Genomic DNA, 16,057 nt, shown 5'->3' with positions numbered 1-16,057 from the left:
GAAGTTCGTGGACCTGACGATCGAACGTCTTTCCAAGACGTACCCCAACGGCGTGCACGCCCTGCGCGACGTTTCGCTCACCGTGCCGCGCGGCATGTTCGGGCTGCTGGGCCCCAACGGCGCCGGCAAGAGCACGCTGATGCGCATTCTGGCCACGCTGCAGGAGGCGGATTCCGGCCAGGCACGGCTTGGTGAGCTGGACGTGCTGGGCGACAAGGAGGGGGTGCGGCGCACCCTCGGATACCTGCCGCAGGAGTTCGGCCTGTATCCCCGCGCCACGGCCGAGGAACTGCTGGGCCACTTCGCTCTGCTGAAGGGCGTCACCCGCGCGGCCGAGCGGCGCGACGTGGTGAAGTCTCTCCTCGAGCAAACCAACCTGTGGGACGCGCGCGGCCGCCGCCTGGGCGGGTTCTCGGGCGGCATGCGCCAGCGCTTCGGCATCGCCGTCGCGCTGATCGGCAACCCGCGGCTGATCATCGTCGACGAGCCCACCGCCGGGCTGGACCCCGCCGAGCGCGTCCGCTTCCTGAACCTGCTGAGCGAGCTTGGTGAGCAGGCCGTCGTCATCCTGTCCACGCACATCGTGGAGGACGTGAGCGACCTGTGCCAGCGGATGGCCGTCATCCAGTCCGGCCGCATCCTGCTGGAGGCGGAACCCATGGAGGCCGTCCGCGCCATCCGTGGGCGGGTGTGGAGCCGCGAGGTGCCCCGCGACGAGCTGGCCGCGTTCGAGCAGGCGCATCCCGTCATCTCCACCACGCTGGTAGGGGGACGTACCGTGGTGCACGTGTTCGCGGACGCCCCGCCCGACGAGACGTTCCGCCCCGTGGAACCCGACCTGAAGGACGTCTACTTCACGTTGATGCGCGGGCTGAGCCTGGCCCGGCCGGCGCCCGTCGAGGTGGCGTCGGCGGAGCCGTCCGTGGTGACGTCGGAGGTGGCGGCTGAAGTGCCGGCCGACGTGGCGGTCTCACCATCGGTCCGCGAGGACGGTGATTCGGACGGGGCGCCTCGCGACGCGGGGGCGGCGTGACGACCCTGCTTCACCTGACGGCGTACGAGCTGCGCGACCACCTGCGGCGTGTCAGCACCTGGGTGTACTTCGCCGTCTTCTTCGGACTGGGCTTCGTGTTCATGGCCGCGGCGGCGGGGGTGTGGGCGGGGTTCGACCTGGGCTCGCCCGTGAGCATCGCCAACTCGCCCAGCCGCATTGCCAACCTCACGTCCATCTTTTCCGTGCTGGCGGTGCCCGTGACGGCGGCGCTGGCCGGGCACGCCGCGCACCGCGACTTCCAGGCGGGCATCCACCCGCTCTTCTTCACCACCCCCGTCCGCAAATCGGCGTACCTGGGCGCCCGCTACCTGGGCGCGGTGATCGCCAATCTGCTGGTGCTGCTGGGCATTCCCCTGGGCGCGGCGACCGCCGCCTCGCTGCCCTTCGCCGACCCGGACCGCATCGCCTCGTACGGCGCCGGGGCGTACGCACTCCCTTTCGCGCTGATCGTCGTTCCCAACGTGCTGGCCACGTCGGCGCTGTTCCTGGTGATGGGCGCGCTCAGCCGCAAGTTCGTGGCGGTGCAGGTGGGCGGGCTGGCGCTGCTGCTGGGGTGGAGCATCTCGCGCCTGTTCGTGAACGGGCTGGACTTCGACTGGTTCACCCAGCTTTCCGACCCGTTTGGCCTGGCGCCGCTGAACTGGGCCATGCGCTACTGGACGGTGGCGGAATCCAACGGCATGCCCCTGCCCCTGACCGACGCGCTGCTGCTGAACCGGGTGCTGTGGATGGTCGTGGGCGGAGCGATCCTGGCCTACGGCATCGCACAGTTCCGCTTCGCCCAGTTCGCCAGCGAGACGGGCGGACGGCTGCCCCCCGAGCCGCCGCAGGCCCTGTCGCTGGCGGCGCGGCTGACGCTTCCGCAGCCCCATCGCTCCTTCGGGTTCGCGGCGCGGGCCGCGCAGCTGGGCGGGGTGGCCCATGCGTCGTTCCTGCGCATGGTGCGCGGTGTCTGGTTCTGGATCCTGGCCGGGATGTGCGTGGCGCTGGGGCTGGTGATGGGCGGCCAGCGCGGCACCATCTACGGCGTGGAGCCGCACCCCGTTACGTACATGATGCTGGAGATGGTCAGCGGCTCGTTCATGCTGTTCATCATCGTGATCGTGGCCGTGTACGCGGGCGAGCTGGTGTGGGAAGAGCGCGAGGCGCGGACGGCGCAGATCCACGACTCCATGCCCGTGCCCAACTGGGTGCCCTTCGCGGGAAAGGCACTGGCGCTGACGGGAATGGTGGCCGTCCTCCTCTTCGCCAGCATGCTGACGGGAATGCTGATCCAGGCTGCGTCCGGCTACTTCCGGATGGAGCCGGGGCTGTACCTGCGCGAACTGTTCGGGATTCGGCTGCCGGAGTTCGTGCTGTGGATCGTGTTCGCCATGACGGTGCAGTCGCTGGCGAACCACAAGTACGTGGGGCACCTGATCGTCATCCTGTACTTCGTGCTGACGCCGTACCTGTACTCCACCAGCCTTTCGCACAACCTGTTTCACTACTCGGCGTCGCCGGAGACGTTCTACTCGGACATGAACGGCTACGGCCACACGCTACGGCCGTGGGCGTGGTACACCGCGTTCTGGGGCGGCGTGGCCGTGCTGATGGCCATCGCCAGCAACCTGCTCTGGGTGCGAGGGCAGGAGCAGGGCGGGGGATGGCGGATGAAGATGGCCCGCGCCCGCGCCAAGCGCCCCGTGCTGGCGGCGGCGGCGCTGGCGTTCGCCCTGGTGCTGGGGACGGGCGGCTTCATCGTCCACAACACCACCGTGCTGAACGAGTGGGAGACCGAGGAAGACGCGGAGCGCATCCAGGCGCTGTACGAAAAGCAGTATAAGAAGTTCGAGGCGCTTCCCCAGCCGCGCATCACCGACGTGCGGCTGGAGGTGGACATCCATCCGGCGTCGCGCGACCTGGCCATCCGTGGCGTGTACCGGCTGGTGAACCGCGCCGGGCGCCCCATCGACCAGGTGCACGTCGACATCGTCAACACCATCACGGTCGACCGGCTGGAGCTGGGCGTCCCCGCGCAGCCCATCATCCGCGACAAGGAGAAGGGGTACCACGCCTTTCGCCTGGCGCGCCCCCTGGCGCCGGGCGACTCGACGGAGCTGCGCTTCACCCTGCGGTTCGTGACACGCGGCTTTGCGGACGAGCCCTCGTTCCATCCCGTGGTGCAGAACGGCACCTTCTTCGACAACCAGTGGCTCCCCGGCATCGGCTACAACCCCGAGGGCGAGCTGCAGGACGAGGGCGCGCGTGAGCGGCACGGCTTGGCCGAGCGCCCCCGCGTGCCGGCGATCGGCGATCCGCGCGCGCTGATGCGGAACGACCTGTCGCGCGACGCCGACTGGATCCGCTTCGCCGCGACCGTCTCTACCTCGGCCGACCAGGTGGCGATCGCGCCGGGGCGGCTGGTGCGCGAGTGGCGGCGGGGTGGGCGGCGGTTCTTCCGCTACGAGATGGAAGGGCCGATGCTGAACTTCTACTCGTTCCTGTCGGCGCGCTTCACGGTGCGGCGCGACCGGTGGAAGGGCGTAGACATCGAGGTGTTCCACCATCCCGGGCACGAGTACAACGTGGCGCGGATGATCCGCTCGGTGAAGGCGTCGCTGGACTACTTCACCCGCGAGTTCGGCCCGTACCAGCACCGGCAGGTGAGGATCGTGGAGTTTCCGCGCTACGGCGACTTCGCGCAGTCGTTCGCGGGCACCATTCCGTACAGCGAGGGCATCGGCTTCATCGCCGACGTGGACGCGGGCGACATCGACTACCCGTACTTCGTCACGGCGCACGAGGTGGCGCACCAGTGGTGGGGGCACCAGGCGGTGGGCGCGCACGTGCAGGGCTCGGCCATGCTCACCGAAACGCTGGCCGAGTACAGCGCGCTGATGGTGATGGAAAAGGAGTACGGGCGCGAGCAGATCGGGCGGTTCCTGCGCTACGAGCTGGACGGCTACCTCAAGGGCCGCGGCATGGAGCGGCGGGCGGAGATGCCGGTGGCGCTGGTGGAGTACCAGCAGTACATCCACTACAACAAGGGCGCGCTGGCCATGTACGCGCTGCGCGACTACGTGGGCGAGCAGGCGGTGAACGGCGCCCTGCGCGCCTTTCTGGCCGAGTCGCGCCATCGCCCCGCCGGGCCATATCCCACCTCGCGCGACCTGCTGCGGCACCTGCACGCCGCTACGCCCGACTCGCTGGACGGGCTGGTGGAAGACCTGTTCGAGACGGTGACGCTGTGGGACCTGTCGGCGTCGCGGGCGGAAGGCACGCAGCTGCCGGACGGCCGCTACCAGGTGGATTTCACCGTCTCCGCGCGAAAGATGAGGGCCGGCGGGCTGGGACGGGAGGAGGACGTGCGGATCGACGACTGGATCGAGGTGGGGGTCTTCGGCGCGGACGAGGACGAGCCCATCTACCTGAAAAAGTTCCGGTTCACCGGCGCCGCGCGCACCTTCCGCATCGTAACGGACGAGTGGCCGCGGCGGGCGGGGATCGATCCGCTGCACAAGCTGATCGACCGCGAGCTGGAGGACAACGTCATGGGCATCACCCGCGGGCGGGGCTCGCCCGCGCCCACCCGGCGGCCGGCGCGGCGCGATTCCGCCGGGCCGAAGGCGGTGGAAGGCGCGCGCTGATGGAACAGGAGAGCCTGCGGCCGGGCGAGCGGATCACGCGCACCATCCGCCAGAGGCTGCACCTGCGGGGCGAGCTGATGCTGGCCGCCCTGCCGACCGCCACGGTGCTGCTGGTGCTGTTCCTGGTGGAGACGCTCAGCGAGCAGCGCCTGCTGTTCGCGTCGCTGGCGTCGAGCGCGTTCCTGATCTACATGGACCCGGAGCACGGGACCAACCGCGTGCGGACGCTGGTGATCTCGCAGCTGGGCGCGGCCGTGCTGGGGCTGGCGGCGTTCATGATGCTGGGCCCCGGGTACACCGGCGCCGCCCTGTCGATGGTCGCCACCATTCTGGTGATGATCCTGTCCGATGCGGTCCATCCGCCGGCCGTTTCCACCGCGCTGAGCTTTTCGCTCCGCGCGGGCGACGAGAGCAACATCGCGCTCTTCGCCATCGCCGTGGCCATCACGGCCGGGCTGGTGGTGATGCAGCGCGCCGCCGTGTGGATGCTGGCGCGCTACTCGGCCCGGCATTGAGGATCGTAGTCTACAGATTGCTAGCCGCGTACAATAGCAGACACGGACGGAGCACCGATGCACGTCTGTGGCGGTTTCTGGCTTCTTGCGGTCACTCCGTTCTCTTTAGACCTAACCGGCCGCGGAACCCCTAGACGGACGGCAAGTTTTTGCGCCACGCTCTTAGAGGCTGCTAGGCGTTATTCCCATTGGGAACGATTTAGGTTTGACTAGAAAATCCCACCGGGCAAACGCCCGGCGGGGATTTTTTTACTGCACTTCGGCCCCGCCGCCCAGGGCAAGCCCCTTACCCCATGTGATTCTGATCGGAAGTAACCGCCCCCCCATTGGCCTACAAGCGCGTCACGATTGACGCCAAGACGAGAAAAATCTATAGTCTATTCGCCTCTTAATGGGCTTGGGCGATATCTGGAGTTTCCCACCGACATCTCAATGCACCTGGAGGTGGTTTCATGAGCGGCCCCGTCATCAGCGCCAACTTGGTCGACGCCATTGCGCTGCCCCGCTTGGTGTGGCTGCGCCCCAACCTCATCGGCCTCGTCTTTACGCTGATGAAGCTGCTGCCGGCGCGCTTCATCATCCGCAAGGCGCTGGAAGAGGGCGAACTGCGGCCGGGTGGCCTGATCGTCGAGGCCACCTCCGGGACTTTCGGGCTTTCCCTGGCCATGGTGTCGGCGCTGCAGGGGCACCCGCTGACGCTGGTGGGCGACCCCGCCATTGACCCGCCGCTCCTCCGGCGGCTGGAGGATTTGGGCGCCACCGTGCACATCGTTCGCGAGGCGGGAGCGTCCGGGGGTTTTCGGCAGGTGCGGCAGGAGGTGCTGGAGAAGGTGCTCGCCAGCACCCCCGGCAGCTTTTGCCCCCGCCAGTACAGCAACCCCCACAATCCCGGCAGCTACGCGCCCTGCGCGGAGCAGCTGGCGCACGCGGTGGGCGGGATCGACTGCCTGGTGGGCTCGGTGGGCTCCGGCGGCAGCGTCTGCGGAATCTCGTCGTACCTGCGGCTGATCCTGCCGGAGCTCAACGTCATCGGAGTGGATACGCACGGCAGCGTGATCTTCGGGGAGACGGACGCGGGGAACGACGGATGGCTGCTGCGCGAGGTGGGGAACAGCCTGATACCCGCCAACGTGGATCACACGGCGTTCGACTTGGTGCACTGGGTGGGCGCGGCGGAGGCGTTCCAGGCCACGCGGCGGCTGCACCGCGAGCACGCGCTGCATATGGGCCCTACGAGCGGCGCGGCGTTCTTGGTCGCGGACTGGTGGGCGCGCAACCATCCTGACTCGCTCACGGCCGTGATCTTTCCCGACGAGGGCTACCGCTACCAGGACACGGTCTATAACGACGCGTGGCTGGAGGCGAAGGGCGTGCGGCGCGACGTGCCGCCGCGGGAGCCGGTGGAGTGGAACCGGCCGTACAATGGGCGCGACCCTTGGAGCTTCTTCCGCTGGGGACGGCGCGCGTATTCGGATGTTATGTGGATAGGCCCATCAGCCGACCAGGGCAACTCCGTCGCTACAGAGGAAGCGGGACCGGATGCAGCGCATCCTCCCCCGAAGCTGGTTCCTGATGGGCCTGGTGGTGCTGGTGCGACCACCTTCACCCGCACCGAGCGAGTGGAGGTGGCTCGAGGCCGCACTGACGACGCGCCAACTCCACTCCTTCGTGTGTCGGCCGAGGTCCCCGTATGGGTTGACGCGGATACCGCAGCCGAAGTGTTGGGCGACGCAGTCCGAGGCCTTAGTGCTCTCGACATCGCGCTTGGGGGGAACGGCCTCGAAGTCGATGGGATCGACATAGGTGTCGCCGTGTCCGCGTACGCTTAATCGGAAGGAGTAATGATCCGATGAGCGACGAACGCATTGATGTCACATTACGCGAAGAACGCCCTGAAGGAGGTAGCGGCTTCACCGCGGGGTTGCTCGGGGTAATTCCCAAACTCTGGGAGCATCTGAAGAATCGTTTCCCGCTGTTCACCAGCCGAGCGGGGGAGTTCGTTGACGCTAAGGTCGAATTAGCGCGTGGAGAAGCTGACCGCGTGCATGCGTCGGCAGCACGTGAGACGGCGGAGGCTCATGTAGCTGAGGCGAAGGCGGACCTCATCTCTGCAACAGCGGAGGCCATTCGGGCTCGTACGGCTATTCAACTGGCGACCCTCCCAGCCGAGAACGCCCGGCTCGTCGCTGAGCGCGACGCTGCAGCCTCACCCGAGGCGCTGATAACTGCGGCGACTGAGCGGATTCGCCACGCATTGGCGGCTGCCGAAGCCTTGGGGATCACTCTTTCGCTGGAGCAGTTCGTCGCGGAACAGCGGGCCCTGCCTGCACCGGCCGCCGACGCGGGGGGCGGGACGGCCCCCGCAGCAGAGCCGCAGGTGGAGGGATGACCACACAGCGCCACATCTTGCCGTCCCGCCTCATACCACCGTGACTGTGCGCGAGCGTGTGATTCCGAGCGGAATTAGCCCTGTTGGGCCGTCGATCACATCCGGCGCGACATTACTACAGATCACGACGCGTGGTTCCAGTTGTAAACTGAGATGCAACAGGTCGTGCCATTTGGCTTCTCGCGCAATCACCGCCTCATGGCCGGTCTGCTGGGATGGTCTGGAAAATACGTCCGATCAAATTGGACGCGGCAAGTCACAGAATCTTGCCGTCCGCGACGGCTCAGCCGGTGTGAAGATCCCGCAAGACGATCTCTGCAACCTCCCCACCCTTTCACACCCCGGTCCGGCTCTTCTCGATTGCGCGAGGGCACACCAACGAGCCCCAAGGCGCATGACCCATTCGGTGGAGCCCTGGATACAAAGAACCGCCGTGTCGAGCTTCGACGCGGCGGTTCTTACATGGTGACGTGGAGACGGCGCTTCATTGGCCGGGAGTGAGCCCGCGCGGACCGGTGTGCCAGCGCGCGTCCACCTGCTCGGCCGTGCTCTTCGCGTCCGCCTCGCTCTCGTGAGCGCGAAGCGCCTGCGCCGAAACCATGTGGCCGCCCACGAAGATCGTCAGGCAGGCAGCGAGCGAGAACAGTTCACGGGCACGCATCGTCTTTTACTCCAGGCGGTAGTTTCTGCTGCGGAGGTGGTCCATCCACCCCTCGCGGTCTACGCCTGATAAGATGCGCTCAACCCCGGCCGGGGGCGTGGGTCGAATGACTCATTTGTGAGAGAGACCCGCAGACCGGGCTACTCGTCGCCCAGGAACGCCGCCAGCTCGGCGCCGCGGCGCTCGGCGTCTTCTTCGCCCAGGGCCATCAGGCGTTTGGCGTAGTCATGCTGGAACATCAGCATGCTGAGCACGTCGGGGCTGGACGTTTGCCGCGTGCCCAGCCCGCGCGTCAGCATGCGGAACGCGCGTGGAAGGCGGGGCTCGTACTCGGCGGAGAGGCGCGCCAGGTCTCGCGACGGCCGCATCACCATCAGCTTCACCGGGCGCATCCCCTTGCGATGCTCCGGCGGCACGTGCTCCACCACCGTATTGATGCGCTCCATCCGCGCGACGTCCTGGTCCACCATCTCCAGGAACACCGAGTCCAGCATCATCCCGATGATCTGGGCCGGCGGCGGATACCCGGCCACGTCCGGCGCCGCGGCCTCGGCGCGGGTGCGGTCGTAGCGGGTGGAAACGGCCAGGATGCGGCTGGCGCCCAGGTGCAGGGCGGGGGAGAGCGGCGCCGTCATCTTGATGCCGCCGTCGCCGTACCAGTGCGGCCCGATCTGCACCGCGGGAAAGAACAGCGGCAGCGCGGCCGATGCCATCACGTGGTCTATGGTGAACCGGCAGTGGCGGCTGGTGCGCCCCGGCCGCTCCCACGTTTCGATGTCGCGCCCCTGCACCCAGACCACCGACGTGCCGGTGGTGTAGTCGGTGGTGCTGATGGCGGCGGCGCGCAGGGTGCCGCGGTGAAGGTTGTAGTCCAGCCCCGTCAGCTCGCCGTTCACCGGGGCGAGCGCTTCTTCCAGGAACGCCCGCAGCGGTCCCGTATCCACCATCCCGCGCACCCGCCCCTCCGGACCGCCGGCCAGCCGCAGTCCCCAGCGCCCGAAGTTGGCGGCCAGGGACCGGGCGTCCACGCGAAAGATGCGCTCCGGGAGCAGCTCGCTCCACAGGCAGGCCAGCTCGTTGGCGGCCTGCGCGAAGGTGCCGTGGTGCTGCGCCATCAGCGCCATGTTGATGGCACCGGCCGACACCCCGGTCCAGATGGGCACCTTGATGTCGGGGTGCGCCTTGGCCAGGTAGTTCAGCAGCCCCACCTGGTACGCGCCGCGCGCGCCGCCGCCGGTAAGCACCACCGCCAGCTCCCCGCGGTCCGTCGTGGCGCCTTCCGTGGGCGCGAACTCGCGCCCGGCCTCGCTGCGCGCCGCCCGCCGCTCTTCCACGTTCAGCGGCGGTACACGACGCGGCCGCCCACCACCGTCATCACCGGCGCGGCCTGCAGGATCTCGCCTTCCGGAACGGTCAGCAGGTCGCGGTCCCACACCACCAGGTCGGCCAGCATGCCGGCGTGCAGCACTCCCTTGCGGGTCTCCTGCCACTCGCCGTACGCCGGGGTGGCGGTGTACAGGCGGATCGCCTCCTGGCGGGTCAGCCGTTGCTCGGGCATCCAGCCGCCCGGCGGAGTCCCCGGCTCTTCGCGGCTCTGGCGGGTGACGGCCGAGTAGATGCCCTCCACCGGCGGCATGGGCTCCACCGGGAAGTCGGTGCCAAAGACGACGGTGGCGCCGGCGTTCAGCAGCGAGCGCCACACGTAGGCGCCCTCCGTAGCGCGCTCGCGGCCGATGCGCGTATCCACCCAGCGCATGTCGCTGGTGGCGTGCGTGGGCTGCATGGAGGCGATTACGCCCAGCTGCCGGAAACGGGGGATGTCGGCCTGGTCCAGCACCTGGGCGTGCTCGATGCGGTGCCGGCGCGGGCGCTCGCTGTTCACCCGGGCGGCGCGCTCGAAGGCGTCCAGCGCCTGGCGGTTGGCCGCGTCGCCGATGGCGTGAAGGATCACCTGCAGCCCCGCCGCGTCGGCCGCGGTGACCAGCGAGTCGAGCTGCGCGTTGGTGTACTGCGGCAGCCCCCGGTGCGAGTGGTCGTCGGCGAAGGGCTCCAGCATGAAGGCGGTGCGCGAGCCCAGCGTGCCGTCGGTGTACCCCTTCAGCATCCCCATCCGCAGCCACTCGTCGCCATAGCCGGCGGTGATGCCCAGCTCGCGCATCCCCTCGATCACCCGCCGTTCCAGCGGGTGCCAGCCGTACACGCGCACGGTGAGCGAGTCCGCGTCGCGCAGCTGCTTGTAGACGGCCATGTCGGCGCCCCACACGTCCGTCTGGACGCTGGTGACGCCCGTGCGCGCGGCCAGGTCCAGCGCCGCGCGGATGCCGCGGCGGGCCTGCGCCAGCGTGGGTGCCGGAACGTGCCGGCTCACCAGCCCTTCCGCGGTTTCCTTGAGGATGCCCGTGGCCTCGCCGCGCGCGTCGCGCACCACTTCGCCGCCGGACGGGTTGGCCGTGGTGCGGGTGACCCCGGCGATGCGCAGGGCCGCGGTGTTGGCCCACGAGGTGTGGCCGTCCACGCGCGAAAGCAGGACGGGGTTGTTGGGCGCGGCCCGGTCCAGCACCTCCTTGGTGGGCCAGCCGCCCGCGCCCAGTTCCGAGGCGGGAAGGCGCGTGTGGTCCCAGCCGCGTCCCAGGATCCACTCCCCGGGCTGCGCCTGCGCGGCGGCGGCGGCCACGCGGCGCTCGATCTCGGCCAGCGAGGTGGTGCCCAGCAGGCTCACGTTCAGCAGCCCCTGGCCTCCGGCGCCGAAGTGGATGTGCGCGTCGTTGAACCCGGGCGTCACCAGCTTGCCGTCCAGATCGACGATCTGCGTGCCGGGCCCGGCATAGTCGCGGATGGCCGCGTCGGAGCCCACGGCGAGCACGCGGCCGTCGCGGATGGCGAGCGCCTCCGCGACGGTGTTGGCCTCGTCGGCCAGGAACACGCGGCCGCCCAGCAGCACCATGTCCGCGGCGTTCGCGCGCTCGGCCGGCGTTCCGGGCCCCGGGTGCGGCCAGCCGGGCGAGCGCGGGGGCACAGGCACGGGGTTCGTGCCGGGCCGCGGCGCAGTAGCGCAGGCGGAAAGCGCGAGCAGGGCCAGCAGGGTGCTGCGTGAGCGCGGTATCATACGCGTTCGTCGCTGAAGGTGTGGAATCGCGGGTTCACACATGATAACGCGCCAGCCCGTGGCGTGACAACGAACGGTCCGAAGAAGATGCTTGCGTGATCCAGACGTCCAGATTACAGTGTGCCAACTCCGTTCACTTGTGAGGTGCCGAGGAGATGTCCTGATGGAACTGTCGACGTTCACACTTCGCGTGGTGCTGCTGTTTTTTCCAGGGGTGCTCTGCGCACTTCTGGTAGACTCGCTGACTGCCCATCGGGAGAGGACACCGGCACAGTTCCTTACGAACGCGTTCGTCCTGGGCGTGGGTTCCTATCTGCTGCTGTACACCGGCTGGGCGGTTTCCGCCGGTGGTGCCGCACTTCTCGGCTTGCCCGCGCCTCCGCATGTCAGCTTCTTCGTCACACTCCTGGACGGTAGCAAGAGTCTGGCTGGTGGCGAAATTGCCCTGACCGGACTCATCGCAATCCTCCTAGGCGGGATCGCTTCTGCTGCAATCAACCATAAGGTCGCGCATCGCGTCGCACGGCGGCTGAGGCTTTCCCGTGCTTTTGGAGATCTCGACGTGTGGGCGCTGATGTTCAATTCACCGGAAACCACCTGGATCACGGTGCGAGACCAAGCGCATCAGCTTACGTATTTCGGATGGGTAGAGGCATTCTCGGACACGTACGACAAGGCCGAGTTGCTGCTGGGTCAGGTCGAGGTGTTCGACTCGGCCACAGGGGGTAAACTTTACGGGGCAGATCGCGTATATTTAGCCCGACCGGCCGAAGCCCTCACGATCGAGCCGCTTGGTTTGTCGTCCCGACCCCTTCGGAGGGAGTGAGATATGCAGAAAGATGTCAGCCCGATTGAGGAGGGAACGTTCTCCAAAGGTGGTATCAATCGTCAGCCAATGACGCCTCGTCCTGATTTCGTCCCAGCGCCGCTCGGCAAACTCACTCCGATCGGCGGCTCCAACTACTCTGGTCCGCGTGAAGCCAATTCTACGAATGGCCGGCGTGACTCTGAGGGGTAACGATCGATAGGGTTCGAATGCGAAAACGCCGCCGGTGAGCTTCACCCGGCGGCGTTCGAATTGAGAGCATCCGCCCGTCAGGCGGAGGGGCGCTTGTACTGCGGGTCGTTGTACATCTTGAACTGGCGATAGACCTTGGGCACCACGCGGCCCGAGGCGATGTCCGTGAGCAGGGTCGACAGCTCCTCGGCCAGGTCGTCGCGCTGAAGGTGCATCACCTCCAGCCGCTGGTTGCAGCGGTCGCGGAAGTCGGGGGTGATGTCGTCGCGCGCGGCCTGCTCGGCCATGTGGTAGATCTTGAGCTCGATGATGCTGAGCTTGTCGACCAGCGAGCCGACCGTTTCAGCCATCGGTGCCCCCGCGGGCGGTGCGCACTGCCTCCATCACCGCCTCGTCGATGCGCTCGATCAGGTCGTTGCGCCGCTGGTTCAGCTTGTCGACGGCGCGCTTGGCGGCCGCCACCTGGTGGTCGTCGTCCACGCGCGCCTTGTCTTCTTCGTGCCACAGCTCGACGTTGGTCTCGGCCAGGCGCGCGATCAGGGTGCCGATGCTTTCGTTCATTGCCCATGTCCCGTTGGCGGGGCGGCGGCCCCGGTGACAGCGGCGCGAATGTACATGGGGGCGCATCCCGGCGCCACGCCCCGCGTTTGCCGCATCCGCCCCCCACGCTATCTTCAGCGCGTCCGGGCCCCTCTCCACAGGGTGATCTCGCTTCCCCCATCCGCAGGTTCATCGTTGGCGCTGGTTCCGCTTCCCCGCTCGGCGCGCGTGCTGATCGTGATGATGAGCGCCGTGGGCGACGCCGTGCACGTGCTGCCGGTGGTCACCGCGCTCAAGCGGCACGATCCCACGCTCCACATCACCTGGGTGCTCCAGCCCGGCCCGGCGTCACTGGTGCGCGGGCATCCCGGCGTGGACGAGATCGTCGTCTTCGAGCGCAAGGGCGGCTGGCGCGCCTTCGCCGACGTGCGGCGCAAGCTGGCGGGGCACCGCTTCGACCTGGTGCTGGACCTCCAGGTGTACTTCAAGGCCAGCATCGTCACCGCGCTGGCGCAGGCGCCGGTGAAGCTGGGGTTCGATCGGGCGCGGGCGCGCGACTGGAACTGGCTGGTTACCGGTCCCCGGATTCCGCCTCACGCGCCGCAGCACGTGCAGGACCAGTACTTCGAGTTCCTGGATGCGCTCGGCGTCGCGTACGAGCCGGTGGAGTGGAACCTGGGTCCGTGGGAGCACGAGCAGGCGGCGCGCGACGCCTTCCACGCCGGGCTTCCACGTCCCGCGGCGTGCCTGGTGATCGGCAGCACGCATCCCGAAAAGGAGTGGGTTGCGGAGCGATGGGCCGCGTTGGCGGATGCGCTGTGGGAGCGGTACGAGCTGCAGCCGGTGCTCGGGGGCGGGCGATCGGAGCGGGAACTGGAGACGGAGCACGAGATCATCGCTCGCGCCCGGCATCCCATCATCTCCACGCTCGGCGTGCCGTTCCGCGAACTAGTCGGGATTATCGACGGATCGGCGCTCACCATCTCGCTCGACACGGGGCCGATGCACATCTCCGTCGCGCTGAACACGCCGACGATCGCGTTGATGGGCTACACGAATCCCAGGCGCACCGGTCCGTACCGCTTCCGGGAACTGATTGTGGACGCGTACGGCGATCCCGGCGAGGCGTATCCCGTGTCGATCGAAAAACGCCCCGGCCACACGAGCCGAATCACCGTCGAGCAGGTGCTGGAGAAGGTGGACCTGTGGACGCGGGCGCACCGGTGAACGCGCCGCTCGACAGCATCGCGGTGGTGATGATGAGCACCGTCGGCAACGCGGTGCACACGCTGCCGGTGATCAACTCGCTCAAGGCGCACCGGCCGGAGGCGCGGATCACGTGGATCCTGCAGCGCGGTGGCGCGGCGCTGGTGCAGGGGCACCCGGCGGTGGACGAAACCGTCGTGTTCGACCGGGACCGGGGGATCGGCGGATTGCGCGACCTGCGACGGGCACTGGCGGGCCGCCGCTTCGACGTCGCGCTGAACCTGCAGGCGTACTTCAAGGCCGGCGTCGCGACCTCGCTCACCCGCGCGCCGGTCCGCGTGGGCTACGACCGGGCGCGGGCGCGGGACCTCACCTGGCTGTTCAGCACGCAGAAGCTGCCGGCGCGCCCGCGTGCGCACGTGCAGGACGAATTCCTGGAGTTCCTCGATTTTCTGGGCGTGCCGCGGCGGCTGGAGTGGGGGCTGGAAGCGTCGGCCGACGAGCGCGCGCGGTACGCTCCCCTGCTTCCAGACTCGCCCGGTCCCACGGTGGCGATGGTGGTCGGGACGACGAAGCCGGAAAAGGAGTGGCCCGCGGAGCGGTACGCCGCGCTGGCCGATCGGCTGGTGGCGGAGTTCGGCGCGTGGACGGTACTCGTGGGCGGTCGGTCGGCGCGAGAGGAGGAAGCGGCGACGACCATTCGGCGGCTCGCCCGGAACCCGCCGCTGGACCTGCGCGAGTGGGACCTGCGGCGTCTGGCGTACCTGACGGAGCGGGCGGACGTGCTCGTGTCGCCCGACACGGGGCCGCTGCACGTGGGCGTTGCGCTCGGCACGCCCACGGTGGCGCTGATGGGCTACACCAATCCCAAGCGCTACGGGCCGTACCGCCGCTTTCTGGACCTGATGGTGGATGCGTTCGGCGAGGCGGGAGAGGACTACGCCGTGACGGCGGGGCACCGGCCGGGGCGGATGGAGCGCATCACGGTGGACGAGGTGGCGGGAAAGGTCGAACGGGCGCTGCGGGACTATCCCAGGACCAGCCCGCGCGGCCAGCCGTCGCCGTAGCCTTCGCGCACCGCCATCCACCCGTCGGGATCGATGGGCGCGCGCAGCTTGCGGGCGGAGCGCGCCAGCCGCCGCAGCTCCGCCGCACGGCGCGCGCGGGGGACGGGGCCGGGGTGCACGCGCGCCTTGTCGAAGTCCAGCAGCCACACCTCCGGCGCCGTGTCGCGCTCCACCACCAGCAGGTTGCGCAGGTTCACGTCCGGATGCGCCACGCCGGCCTCGTGCATCGTCGCGATCTGGTGTCCCGCTTCGCGCAGCATCGCCTCGCGCCGCCCCTCCGCCGCCGATTCCAGCCATGCAGCCGCGTCCGTCGCGCCCGGGATGAGCAGGGTGGCGAGCGTGGCGTGGTATCCCAGCGTCCGCGGCCGCTCGATGGCGGCCAGCACCCGCGCCGTCCTCACGCCCCCCGCGCGCGCCCGCTCCGTGGCGCGAAGCTCGTCGAATGCGCGGTTCCCGCCGAAGTAGCGCGACGAGTTGATGCGCTGCACCAGCCCGCCGCGGCGGTAGTGGCGCACGACGACCTTTTCGCCCGTCTGCAGCAGGACCACGGGGTGCGCCTGGCGGCCGCCCCCCAGCATCTCCATGGCCGGAAGCGCCTTTTGCTCGACCAGCAGGCGCGCGGCGTCTTCGTAGCCGCTGCGCACCAGCATGCGAGCGCCTTGGTGCTCCAGCGGAACGAAGTCCGCCAGCGCGTGCCGGCCTACGTAGGTCTTCCAATCCATTCCCGGGAACCTGCCGTGCGGGAGGGGGGACGGCAAGGTGCGCCGCAGCCGAACGGATTACCCTGGCGGGCCTTGGGTGAGGTACGACGTGGGCCGGCGCATGCCTCGGCCGCCCCCCATCCCCAGCCCTTCCCCCGCAAACTGCGCGGG

14 protein-coding genes are annotated in these 16,057 nt (G+C 68.7%); 8 read left to right on the top strand and 6 right to left on the bottom strand.

Going from position 1 to position 16,057, the window contains the following annotated elements; translation table 11 throughout:
- The first annotated feature begins 7 nt into the window (after nt 1-7).
- The 5 genes from VF632_RS01955 to VF632_RS01935 all read left to right on the top strand — a co-directional run bounded on the left by VF632_RS01955 (nt 8) and on the right by VF632_RS01935 (nt 7,587).
- Nucleotides 8-1,033 (top strand): ABC transporter ATP-binding protein, encoded by a 1,026-nt coding sequence (locus VF632_RS01955; RefSeq protein WP_331021160.1) that lies wholly within the window; start codon nt 8-10, stop codon nt 1,031-1,033.
- Nucleotides 1,030-4,683, top strand: coding sequence for an ABC transporter permease/M1 family aminopeptidase (locus VF632_RS01950; protein ID WP_331021159.1), 3,654 nt, complete (start codon nt 1,030-1,032; stop codon nt 4,681-4,683). Before VF632_RS01955 ends, VF632_RS01950 begins: the two co-directional genes overlap by 4 nt.
- Nucleotides 4,683-5,198: an HPP family protein gene (locus tag VF632_RS01945; RefSeq protein ID WP_331021158.1), complete on the top strand. Its 516-nt coding sequence runs from the start codon at nt 4,683-4,685 to the stop codon at nt 5,196-5,198. The genes VF632_RS01950 and VF632_RS01945 overlap by 1 nt, the downstream gene beginning before the upstream one ends.
- 452 nt (nt 5,199-5,650) lie before the next feature.
- Complete coding sequence (locus tag VF632_RS01940) at nt 5,651-7,027, top strand: pyridoxal-phosphate dependent enzyme (RefSeq protein WP_331021157.1); 1,377 nt, start codon at nt 5,651-5,653, stop codon at nt 7,025-7,027.
- A gap of 20 nt (nt 7,028-7,047) precedes the next feature.
- Entirely contained in the window at nt 7,048-7,587 is a 540-nt protein-coding gene (locus VF632_RS01935) for a hypothetical protein (RefSeq protein ID WP_331021156.1), read from the top strand.
- A 484-nt stretch (nt 7,588-8,071) separates the two neighbouring features.
- On the opposite strand, the gene VF632_RS01930 is transcribed toward VF632_RS01935, so the two are convergent.
- From VF632_RS01930 to VF632_RS01920, 3 genes are all read right to left on the bottom strand, one after another.
- The gene (locus tag VF632_RS01930) at nt 8,072-8,248 is read right to left on the bottom strand and encodes a hypothetical protein (protein ID WP_331021155.1); all 177 of its coding nucleotides are present in this window, start codon (nt 8,246-8,248) and stop codon (nt 8,072-8,074) included.
- A gap of 140 nt (nt 8,249-8,388) precedes the next feature.
- On the bottom strand, nt 8,389-9,582 hold the full coding sequence (locus VF632_RS01925) for a patatin-like phospholipase family protein (RefSeq protein WP_331021154.1): 1,194 nt from the start codon (nt 9,580-9,582) through the stop codon (nt 8,389-8,391).
- Nucleotides 9,583-9,584: 2 nt separating this feature from the next.
- Entirely contained in the window at nt 9,585-11,354 is a 1,770-nt protein-coding gene (locus tag VF632_RS01920) for an amidohydrolase (RefSeq protein ID WP_331021153.1), read from the bottom strand.
- A 163-nt stretch (nt 11,355-11,517) separates the two neighbouring features.
- On the opposite strand from VF632_RS01920, the gene VF632_RS01915 reads away from it, so the two are divergent.
- A complete protein-coding gene (locus VF632_RS01915; RefSeq protein WP_331021152.1) occupies nt 11,518-12,180 on the top strand; it encodes a DUF6338 family protein in 663 nt (220 codons plus the stop codon).
- Between the two features lie 269 nt (nt 12,181-12,449).
- Here VF632_RS01915 and VF632_RS01910 read toward each other — a convergent pair whose 3' ends face one another.
- The gene (locus VF632_RS01910; RefSeq protein ID WP_331021151.1) at nt 12,450-12,722 is read right to left on the bottom strand and encodes a DUF4254 domain-containing protein; all 273 of its coding nucleotides are present in this window, start codon (nt 12,720-12,722) and stop codon (nt 12,450-12,452) included.
- Nucleotides 12,715-12,933 carry a DUF4254 domain-containing protein gene (locus VF632_RS01905; RefSeq protein WP_331021150.1) on the bottom strand — a complete coding sequence of 73 codons (219 nt, stop codon included), beginning with the start codon at nt 12,931-12,933 and terminating at the stop codon, nt 12,715-12,717. Before VF632_RS01905 ends, VF632_RS01910 begins: the two co-directional genes overlap by 8 nt.
- Before the next feature lie 174 nt (nt 12,934-13,107).
- Here VF632_RS01905 and VF632_RS01900 point away from each other — a divergent pair, with 174 nt between their 5' ends.
- Nucleotides 13,108-14,139 carry a glycosyltransferase family 9 protein gene (locus VF632_RS01900; protein ID WP_331021149.1) on the top strand — a complete coding sequence of 344 codons (1,032 nt, stop codon included), beginning with the start codon at nt 13,108-13,110 and terminating at the stop codon, nt 14,137-14,139.
- Entirely contained in the window at nt 14,118-15,185 is a 1,068-nt protein-coding gene (locus tag VF632_RS01895; RefSeq protein WP_331021148.1) for a glycosyltransferase family 9 protein, read from the top strand. The genes VF632_RS01900 and VF632_RS01895 overlap by 22 nt, the downstream gene beginning before the upstream one ends.
- Here the strand turns inward: VF632_RS01895 and VF632_RS01890 are convergent.
- Nucleotides 15,146-15,907 carry a lipopolysaccharide kinase InaA family protein gene (locus VF632_RS01890; protein WP_331021147.1) on the bottom strand — a complete coding sequence of 254 codons (762 nt, stop codon included), beginning with the start codon at nt 15,905-15,907 and terminating at the stop codon, nt 15,146-15,148. The two genes, VF632_RS01895 and VF632_RS01890, sit on opposite strands and share 40 nt — an antisense overlap.
- Nucleotides 15,908-16,057 lie beyond the last annotated feature (150 nt).

This window comes from Longimicrobium sp. (assembly GCF_036388275.1).
Classification (GTDB): Bacteria; Gemmatimonadota; Gemmatimonadetes; order Longimicrobiales; family Longimicrobiaceae; genus Longimicrobium.
The sequence above is the reverse complement of the archived record's forward strand: the minus strand, read 5'-3'. Positions and strand labels throughout refer to the sequence as shown.